General features: G+C 49.4%; 8 protein-coding genes. 5 read left to right on the top strand and 3 right to left on the bottom strand.

Annotated features, from left to right (window positions below; translation table 11 throughout):
• Positions 1-325: 325 nt before the first annotated feature.
• Together KK083_RS30445 and KK083_RS30440 are read right to left on the bottom strand one after the other, a co-directional pair.
• Complete coding sequence (locus tag KK083_RS30445; RefSeq protein WP_254169935.1) at positions 326-664, bottom strand: hypothetical protein; 339 nt, start codon at positions 662-664, stop codon at positions 326-328.
• A gap of 30 nt (positions 665-694) precedes the next feature.
• Positions 695-1,003, bottom strand: a complete 309-nt coding sequence (locus KK083_RS30440) for a hypothetical protein (protein WP_254169934.1) — start codon at positions 1,001-1,003, stop codon at positions 695-697.
• Between the two features lie 496 nt (positions 1,004-1,499).
• Between KK083_RS30440 and KK083_RS30435 the strand changes: the two genes are divergently transcribed.
• Complete coding sequence (locus KK083_RS30435; protein WP_254169933.1) at positions 1,500-1,895, top strand: response regulator; 396 nt, start codon at positions 1,500-1,502, stop codon at positions 1,893-1,895.
• A 20-nt stretch (positions 1,896-1,915) separates the two neighbouring features.
• Here KK083_RS30435 and KK083_RS30430 read toward each other — a convergent pair whose 3' ends face one another.
• Positions 1,916-2,857 carry a helix-turn-helix transcriptional regulator gene (locus KK083_RS30430; protein ID WP_254169932.1) on the bottom strand — a complete coding sequence of 314 codons (942 nt, stop codon included), beginning with the start codon at positions 2,855-2,857 and terminating at the stop codon, positions 1,916-1,918.
• Positions 2,858-2,947: 90 nt separating this feature from the next.
• On the opposite strand from KK083_RS30430, the gene KK083_RS30425 reads away from it, so the two are divergent.
• From KK083_RS30425 to KK083_RS30410, 4 genes are all read left to right on the top strand, one after another.
• Positions 2,948-4,213 (top strand): DUF2130 domain-containing protein, encoded by a 1,266-nt coding sequence (locus KK083_RS30425; RefSeq protein WP_254169931.1) that lies wholly within the window; start codon positions 2,948-2,950, stop codon positions 4,211-4,213.
• 123 nt (positions 4,214-4,336) lie between these two features.
• Entirely contained in the window at positions 4,337-5,356 is a 1,020-nt protein-coding gene (locus KK083_RS30420; RefSeq protein WP_254169930.1) for a sensor histidine kinase, read from the top strand.
• Positions 5,357-5,368: 12 nt separating this feature from the next.
• Positions 5,369-6,808, top strand: a complete 1,440-nt coding sequence (locus KK083_RS30415; protein WP_254169929.1) for a response regulator — start codon at positions 5,369-5,371, stop codon at positions 6,806-6,808.
• Positions 6,795-7,445, top strand: coding sequence for a response regulator transcription factor (locus tag KK083_RS30410; RefSeq protein ID WP_254169928.1), 651 nt, complete (start codon positions 6,795-6,797; stop codon positions 7,443-7,445). The genes KK083_RS30415 and KK083_RS30410 overlap by 14 nt, the downstream gene beginning before the upstream one ends.
• Positions 7,446-7,740: the final 295 nt, after the last annotated feature.

Here is a 7,740-nt window from a genome sequence, read left to right as displayed (position 1 = left end):
GAGTAAGGAGTAAGGAGTAAGGAGTAAGGAGTAAGGAGTAAGGAGTAAGGAGGGGAAGCCAGTGGTCAAAGGTTGAGAGAAGTTATGTTGAGGATTTATCCAGCGCACTGTAGTGACGGTGGTATATTGTGTGTCTCATGGCATGTCAGCTCCGGATGGAGCTCCCTGTTTATAGAATGGAAGGTGGGTCATATTCGGCTCTGTAGGAGCCTCCTGAGCGTACGTCATTAAAGACGAGATGAATATGAACAGATTTTCTTTTTTGAGAAAGGGATGACATCCACCAGCCGGCGGACGCCATCCCTGAGAGGGTTGTTTGGATCGTTTAATAAATATAGTTTCTCAATACAGTTTCGATCTCTTTGTAAAAGAGCTTTTCGTTTCCTTCCGAGAGCGAAGCACTGCCGGTAGTGTGGTAGTCGTCGATGATGGCCTTATACCAGTTGATGTCTACGGGTGCGATCAACAGATTTTTCAGGTCCCGTTTGATAAACTCGATCTTGATGGCCGAGAGCTCCATCACCCTGAACTGTTCCGACAAATAGACTATCAGGTTCCTTTCGTCAAGAAAATCCTTGATCAGGTCGTTCCGCAACTTCCGGATCACATCAATGATGTCGACCGATTGTGATGTTGTAAAAGTAGCAGGGGGTTGTTCTTTCATCGGGCAATAGGTTAAAAAATCAGTTATCGTTTAATATTTTTTTACAATGTATTTCAGCAGGTTTCCCCACGTATCAAAATAACGGTCGCGCTTCAGCACTGCGTTCAGCACCGGGTTGATAAACTCCATACCAAAATCAACGAACGCTTCCTGTTCCGGCACATTGTGCGCTCGTTTCTGAAGGTACTCCACGTATTCTTTCTTCCACTTCTTGATATTGAAGCAAAACTTCTCTTCCAGTAGCTGCCACACCCGCGCCATGTGAACAGCAGAGAGATCATTCTCCACATTGCGCGGGAGCTTGTGATACATCATGCGGTTCTTCTGATTCTTCTCCATCGCGGAATTTTAAAAAGCTTTCACGGGCGACAAATTTTTTCACTTCACCAGTTCAGTTTTTTTCAAACCGTTCACCGGCTGGTTATTTTGCGTTCCTAATTATTTTAGTCATGACAAACCTATGAAAACTAATATCATTAGTAAAGATAATTTTCACTTTTTTAGTAACATGCTGATCTTGAAGTGTTTTTTGCTTCTTTTCGGCCTGGATCCAGTGTGAATACTATAGCATACGTGAGATAGCCAATGCGTTACGCTCCAATGCTGTTTACATCGATGGGCCTTGTATGCATGTGATCCTTACAGCAAGCACTTACAAATTAATCCGGACAACGAAATGCCGGGTTAGACGTCGAACGGTCGGTATACTCCACAGCCGGTTCAGGTTTCTTAGAAAGGCAGACCAGTGAAAACCAACGCGTTTTATTCATATATGAGGTGGAAAATTAATACTTCTTTGTCTTCCTTTGCATTTCTAAAAGCGCATCCAGATTCCATGTTCGTCCTGATCGTAGATGATGATAACGAAGATCGAGAACTATTCGAAGAAGCGATCGGCGTGGTGGATTCGTCCATCAAATGCTTCTCGCTGAAGGATGGACGTGAGGCGATCCATCATCTAACCAACGAGCTGGTCGTTCTGCCGGATTATATTTTCCTCGACATCAACATGCCGGTCATGAACGGCCGCGAATGCCTGATCGAGATCAAACGGAACTCGCGGTTGAGACACATTCCCGTGATCATGTATTCAACAACGTCTGACACCAATGAGATCAGGCAGTTCTATAACCTGGGCGCACACGATTTCCTGATCAAGCCCAACAATTTCAAAAAGCTCATCGAAGCACTGAATTCGATCATTATGCTGAAGAAAAGCAAAGTGAAGTGATAACAGCGCGCGGCCAGCATTTACTGGTTGATCAGCCTGGCGTTCACTTTGGCATCCAGAAATGCCCGGAAGCTCTCCGGTCCTGCTACCCGGATCTCGTCCATCAGTCCCAGCACAAATCTTCCCGCACCTTCAAAGTTTGCCACCGGACCGTTAAACAGGTAGCTGTTCTCCTGTTTCTCGATGTAAGGTACGGCCAGTGGAAATTCTTCACGCAGCAGGAGATAGGCACGCAATGTTAAATGCAGTGTGATCCACGTGCTGGCATCGCCGGTGAACCCGAAGATGTCTGCCTGATTTTTCTGGTGCAGCGACTCGAACTCGAATGGTTTGTTCACCTCTAGCACCTCGCCGATACGATCGAGCTTGAACTGTTTGCAAACCTTATCGGAAGTATCGAGCGCCACAATAGACTGGTAGTTGTCTCCAAAGTGCACCGGTTCCACAAGCCTGTCGCGGATCTCGTTGCTGTGCGCAGAGTGGTAGTTCTTCAGCACAACCTGTTTCCGGTCTTTGATGGCTTCGGCGAGCGTATCGACAAACTTACCGATCCTGGCCCTGACAAACAGTCGCGGCACACTGTCGAGCTCGGAGTTGAGTGAAAGCTTTTTCAGCAACAGGTTTTTGAGCGGGTTGCCCGATGCGCCCGACTGGATCAGGTTCTTGATCAGCTTGGTCTCTTCCATGGAGAACTGCGCCTGTGTGGGGTCATCATCCGACGTAACGATGAAATAACGGTTATCAAAATCCTTCTCGATCAGAAAGTCGACTTCTTCCAGCAGGTTGATGTACCGGTAAATGGTACGATCACTGGTATCGAAACGATCCGCGAGCTGCCGGATGGTCCAGTGCCCTGACTTCAGCACGGCAATGATCTGAAAAAGCCTCAGCAGTTTGGCCTGCGGGATGATGGAGTCTTTCTTTTTAGTGGCGGTTTTTTTGGCGGCGGTCTTCTTTTTCATAAGGCTTCAAAATACCCAATTTTTATCATTCTCACCTTTTTGACAGAAACTGTCACTGGTGCCCTATACTTTGGCGTAAATATAATTTTTATGGATGTGCTTCAAACAACGGCATTGCTGGTAAAATGTCCGCATTGCGGAAATAAATTCAGCCCCGAGGAGGCGATCGGTCATGATATACGCCTGCAGGTGGAGAAGGAGTTCGAGTTGAGGATGGCCGAAAATTCCAGAAGGTTGGAGGAGAGGATCAGGAAACAGGAGCTGGAGAAGTATGCGTCGCAGATCCGCCTGCTGGAAGACGACCGGAAGGTGAAAGCGCACCGGCTCCGGGAGCTGGAAAACGCCGCGGTTACTTTGCAGCAGCGCGAACACCAGATAAAGGAACGTGAAGAACGGGCGGAGATCGAAATGAAAAGGAGATTGCTCGAGCGCGAGAAACTTATCCGCGAGCAGTTGGAAAGGACCGCCCGCGAAAAAGCGATGGTGGAGATCGAGGAACGGGAACGCAAGCTGGCCCGCGACCGCGAAGCGCTTGACCTGATGATGAAAAAACGTGTGCAGGAAGAAACAGAAAAAGCGCGCGAGGAAGAGCGTATGAAGATGGCCGAGGTTCAGAAAAAACTTGACGACCAGATCAGGCTTGTGAACGAGATGAAGCGCAAGTCGGAGCAGGGCAGCATGCAGATGCAGGGAGAAGTGCAGGAGCTCGCCATCGAATATTACCTGGCCGCGGCTTTTCCGAGGGACGGCGTGGAAGAAGTATCGAAAGGGAAACGCGGCGGCGACTGTGTGCATGTTGTCAGGAATGATTACAAACATGTCTGTGGGCGCATTCTGTACGAGAGTAAACGCACGAAACATTTCAGCCACGAGTGGATCTCCAAGATCAAGGACGACATGCGGTTGCAGCAGGCAGATCTGGGTGTGCTGGTCTCTGAAGTGTTGCCCGAAGGTATGACGCGGTTCGGAGAAGTGGATGGTATCTGGGTTTGCACGTTCGTGGAGTTCAAGGCGCTGGCCCTGCTCTTCCGGCAGCAGATGGTGCGCATCGGCGAGGTGCTGGCATCGCAGGAGAACAAGGGCGACAAAATGCAGATGATCTACAGCTACGTTACAGGCAACGAGTTCAAGCAGAAGCTTGAAGCGGCCTTTGAATCATACCACGAGATGCAGGAAGACCTTGTGCGTGAGAAAACCCTGTTCACCAGCCAGTGGGCCCGGCGGGAAAAAAGACTGCTGAAAGCCATGGAGAACCTCGTATCGCTGTATGGCGATGTGCGTGGAATTGCGGGCGGCGCTGTACAAGAGATCCGGTCACTGGAGATGCCGGCGCTCGACTTATTATCGGAAGATTAACGTTTTGCCATACGTTTTCGGAGAGCAGCTTTCAACGGCTGCTTTTTTTATTTATAATTGGTTCGGGATTTCGCTGCTTGCTTTTTCCCGATGTTGGTCACCGCTTAACAAGCATACATGCCGATGAGCATTACAAACCTTCCGCCACAGGACGACCTTGAAGCCAGACACTCCAGGCTGGACAAGATAGTACGGGTCAGCTACAATGAGATCTACCTGGTGCACGATGCAACACTGACTTTTGAATATGCGAACCTGGCCGCTTTAAAGAACCTGGGCTATACGGAAGCTGAGCTGAAAGCAATGCGGCTCACGGATCTTTTTAATTTCCCGGATGAGATGGCACTGGGCGCGTTACTGAATTCATTGCGCAGGGCAGAGACAGATCACCTGCAGCTTCAGCTTAAGTTCACACGCCGCAATGGATCACACTACGACGCCGATGTTGTGATCCAGGTGCTGGAGAAAGACAAGCTTCTGCTGCTCATGGTCACCGACATCACCGATAAGCTCGTGACGGAAAAAAAGCTGCTGGACACCATCCGCGAAAAAGAAACGCTGATCAAGGAGATCCACCACCGTGTGAAGAACAACCTGCAGCTCATATCCTCCATTCTCTACCTCAAGCTTGTGTCGCTGAGCCAGTCGGATATCCGGAATTTTCTGGAAGACACACGCCAGAAGATCAGGTCTATTGCCCTGATCCACGAGCGTTTGTTGCAAACTGAAAAGCTCGACAAGGTGGAGATCTCCGATTATCTCGGCAAACTGATCCACGACCTGCAGGTAACCTATCACAGGCAGGACCTTGCCCTCGACATCAGGACCCATATCAGTCAGCAGGTGATAGGCCTCGATACCGCCATCATTTGTGGGCTGATCGTGAACGAGCTCGTGACCAACGCCATCAAACATGCGTTCAGTGGTCGTTCGAACGGCTTGATAATCATCGAGTTTCAGCAGTCGGGTGAAAATCGTTTTATATTGAGTGTCCAAGACGATGGCGTTTCACTTCCCGCGCACATCGTGCCTGGATCGGAAGGTTCGTTTGGCATGCAGCTCATCGATGTCTTTGTGAAACAATTGGGCGGCAGCTTTGAAATATTTAGGGAAAAAGGTACTAAATTCCAGATAAGCTTTTAATACATTGGAGTTATGTCGAAAGCTGGTATACTCATCGTTGAGGACTCCTTTATCGTAGCATTTCACCTTCGCAAAACCCTGGAGAGTGAAGGTTATGAGGTTATGGGGATTGAAAATTCAGGAGAAGCTGCTATTGCCTTTATTGAAAAACAACGTCCTGCGCTGGTGCTCATGGACATCATGCTCGGCGGCAGGCTGGATGGCATTGAAACCACCCGCACCATCCGCTCGCGTTATCACCTGCCGGTGATCTACATTACCGCACTCACCGATAAGGAGACCATTCAGCGCGCCAAGATCACCGAACCCTACGGCTACCTCACGAAACCCTTCGAAGACCGCGAGGTGTTTACGGTGGTGGAGATGGCCCTGTACAAGCATGAGATAGAATTGAAGCTCCGGCAAAGCGAAGAAAAATTCTTTTCTACCGTAAGGTCCATCAGCGATGCCGTGATCATCATCGATGAGCAGTATCGCATCACATACATGAATCCCAGCGCAGAAGTGATTACAGGCTGGGTGTTGCCGAAAATGAGCGGAAGAGCCTTACAGGAAATTTTTCTGCTGCGAGATTCCGTCACCGAAGAATTTCCGGTGAACCCGTTTCAATGTGTGCTACACCAGGGAAAAGCCAACACGTTGCCGCCCAACCTCGTGTTGCTGTCGGGCAAAGGTATTGAGCGCCCCATCGGCGAAGGAAGCATGAGCCCCGTGATCAACGAACGGGGAAAATTTATAGGCATGGTGATCATCTTCAAAGACCTGTCTGACAAAGTGGAGCATGAAAAGCTCGTGAAGGATTTCGAGAAACGGCACATGGCGGCGTTGCTCGAAGGACAGGAGAAGGAACGCAGCCGCATTGCCAAAGACCTGCACGACGGCCTCGGCCAGACATTGAATGCCATCAAGATGAACCTGAAGCTGCGCGGAACAACGGGAGATGAAATGGATACTTTAAGCCAGCTCATCGACGAGGCCATCCAGGAATCCATCCGCATTTCCGAAAATTTGCTGCCCGCCAAGCTGAAGGATTTCAACCTCGCTACCTGCCTGCGGTCTTTGTGCAACAACATCGACAGAACGTCACAGGTGCCGGTTTCATTTGAAGCATTGGGCAACGCCGGAGACATCGATCAGTTGCAGAAGATCAACTTCTACCGCATTGCGCAGGAGGCCATCAACAATGCCATCAAACATGCGCAGGCCACAGCCATCACCGTTCAACTTAACGAAGAAGACGATAGAGTTCAGCTTACCATTGAAGACGACGGAAAAGGTTTTGAAAAAAATACCACTTACGATCAGTCGCTGCACCACGGCCTTGTGAACATGCGCGAGCGTGCCGAGATCATGGGCGGCAAGCTTACCATTGAATCGGATACAGCCCGTGGCACACTGATCATTGTGGAAGCCCCTGTCAATAATCTAAATGTTGTTTATGCAAAAGCATAAGATCCTTATTGCCGATGACCACGCCATGGTTCGCGATGGCGTAAAGAACCTCGTTCAGCAGAACAAAGACCTCATTGTGATCGGTGAGGCGCGTTCAGGCAACGAGACCCTTGAGCTTTTCGACAAGCTGCAGCCCGACCTGCTCATCATGGACATCTCTATGCCCGATATGAATGGCATGGAAGTGTCGCGCACCATTCTGGCCAAGAACCCCGGCGCCAGCATCGTGATCCTTTCCATGTACGACGACGAGGATTATATCAGCCGGTGCCTCGAGTACGGCGTGAAGGGTTACGTGGTGAAAAATGAAAGTGGCAGCGAGCTCGAATATGCCATCCGGTCGGTACTGCAGGGAAAGAACTATTTCAGCCGCCAGGCACAGGACGTTATCTTTAAAAAATACTCGCAGAACGTTGCCCGCAAAAAAACACAAGAGGAAGAGATCAGTCTTACCAAACGTGAGATCGAGATCGTGAGACTCATCGCCGACGGGCTCACCAGCCAGCAGATGGCAGACCGGTTGTTCATCAGTCCCCGCACCGTAGAAACGCACCGCGCCAACCTGATGAAAAAAATGAGCGTTAAAAATGCGATCGAGCTGGTGAAGAAGGCACAGCAGCTTGATTTACTTCAGTGAGCAATTGACAAACAATTGACAGTTGACAATTAGAACAATTGACAACGCCTGAGACAATTGTTACCACCCAGCTATCGATTTGAAAGGTCCACAGTCCACGGTCGACAGACCACGGCAGTGACGAGTATGGTCGAGGTTTAGGTGCATTGCTGTGGACAGTGGACCGTCGACTGTGGACTTTTGTTAACCATCCCCTACGTATTTCTACTGACATCCTCCAGTAGAAAGCAGTAAATCAAAATACAAGCAATCTCGGATTGAAATGGCTTCGGTCGAAGGATAATTTTACTGAAAA

The organism is Chryseosolibacter histidinae (assembly GCF_018598225.1).
Taxonomy (GTDB): Bacteria; Bacteroidota; Bacteroidia; order Cytophagales; family Cyclobacteriaceae; genus Chryseosolibacter; species Chryseosolibacter histidini.
Note: the sequence above shows the minus strand (reverse complement) of the source record. Positions and strands in the feature narration are given on the sequence as shown.

What these genes read in the sequence shown, in the direction of transcription:
- KK083_RS30415 (WP_254169929.1), top strand. Translation starts at nt 5,369, where the DNA reads ATGTCGAAAGCTGGTATACTCATCGTTGAGGACTCCTTTATCGTAGCA.
- KK083_RS30430 (WP_254169932.1), bottom strand. Translation starts at nt 2,857, where the DNA reads ATGAAAAAGAAGACCGCCGCCAAAAAAACCGCCACTAAAAAGAAAGAC.
- KK083_RS30435 (WP_254169933.1), top strand. Translation starts at nt 1,500, where the DNA reads ATGTTCGTCCTGATCGTAGATGATGATAACGAAGATCGAGAACTATTC.
- KK083_RS30420 (WP_254169930.1), top strand. Translation starts at nt 4,337, where the DNA reads ATGAGCATTACAAACCTTCCGCCACAGGACGACCTTGAAGCCAGACAC.
- KK083_RS30445 (WP_254169935.1), bottom strand. Translation starts at nt 664, where the DNA reads ATGAAAGAACAACCCCCTGCTACTTTTACAACATCACAATCGGTCGAC.
- KK083_RS30410 (WP_254169928.1), top strand. Translation starts at nt 6,795, where the DNA reads ATGCAAAAGCATAAGATCCTTATTGCCGATGACCACGCCATGGTTCGC.
- KK083_RS30440 (WP_254169934.1), bottom strand. Translation starts at nt 1,003, where the DNA reads ATGGAGAAGAATCAGAAGAACCGCATGATGTATCACAAGCTCCCGCGC.
- KK083_RS30425 (WP_254169931.1), top strand. Translation starts at nt 2,948, where the DNA reads ATGGATGTGCTTCAAACAACGGCATTGCTGGTAAAATGTCCGCATTGC.